General features: G+C 40.9%; 1 protein-coding gene and 1 pseudogene. One reads left to right on the forward strand and one right to left on the reverse strand.

Annotation, left to right across the window (positions count from 1 at the left end; genetic code table 11):
* Window positions 1–304: 304 nt before the first annotated feature.
* On the forward strand, window positions 305–754 hold the full coding sequence (gene ndk / locus QUB44_RS31000; protein WP_333035325.1) for a nucleoside-diphosphate kinase: 450 nt from the start codon (window positions 305–307) through the stop codon (window positions 752–754).
* Window positions 755–924: 170 nt separating this feature from the next.
* On the opposite strand, the pseudogene QUB44_RS31005 reads toward ndk, so the two are convergent.
* Window positions 925–1,080, reverse strand: a pseudogene (locus QUB44_RS31005) (IS1 family transposase); the annotation flags it as partial.

A 1,080-nucleotide genomic window follows, 5' to 3' on the forward strand; every position in this document is an offset into this window, starting at 1 on the left:
TTGACTATTGTAACTCTTGAGCTACTCTATTTTGCAACGGCTATAAAATAACTCATTGACCCTAAAACAGATTTTTCTGCACAGTTATAGTAGGGAGCTTAAAAAAATTTACCAAAATATCATACTTCTGCATATTTGCAAAACTGGGATACTCCCCTTTCCTCTTCGCTCTTCTTATTCCTTATTCCTTCTTCCTGCGGCAATAAGTCTCCAAATGACAATTTCCAATTCTCAGAATTGCCTTTAGGTGCGTTGTGAGTTACTCTATCTTTTGGATCAGTTAACACAATTATAGGAGTTAATCTTGGAACGGACTTTTTTAGCGATTAAGCCTGACGGCGTACAGCGCGGACTCGTCGGCGAAATTATCGGTCGTTTTGAAGCCAAGGGCTTTAAGCTAGTTGGTATGAAGCTAATGACGGCGAGTCGCGAACTAGCGGAACAACATTATGATGTTCACAAAGAAAAACCATTTTTTGCTGGATTGGTAAACTTTATCACTTCAGGCCCTGTAGTGGCGATGGTTTGGGAAGGCGACGGCGTTGTGGCATCGGCGAGAAAAATCATTGGCGCCACAAATCCTCTGAATGCAGAACCTGCGACAATTCGGGGAGATTTTGCCGTCAATGTCGGCCGTAATCTCATTCACGGTTCTGATGCTGTCGAGACTGCCCGTGCGGAAATTAGCCTTTGGTTCAAGGAAGAAGAATTGAGTGCTTGGACACCTTGTTTAACTCCTTGGATTGTGGAATAGTTTTGATATTCTCCCGATGGTTAATCGGGAGATATAACCTTTCTCAGACAGATGAAATATCATGTTTCTGACTAACTCATGACCGTAAAATATAGAATAGTTTGACATTTTTCCTTGTCACCAGGAAGATCCTGGCAACGAGGGTAGTCATAAATATGTAGTGATCGGGGATATTGCCCGGCTCTACATTCATTATACTGATGAATGAAATACCAAATGGCTCCCAGATGATTTTCTAATTTTTTTGACAAAGAAAGAGTTCGCCTTACAAGTCTTGAAACTCGTTGGCGTAAAGTATTATTAAACCTTTCAATATGACTGGTTTT

Source organism: Microcoleus sp. AT3-D2, from assembly GCF_036705715.1.
Taxonomy (GTDB): domain Bacteria; phylum Cyanobacteriota; class Cyanobacteriia; order Cyanobacteriales; family Microcoleaceae; genus Microcoleus.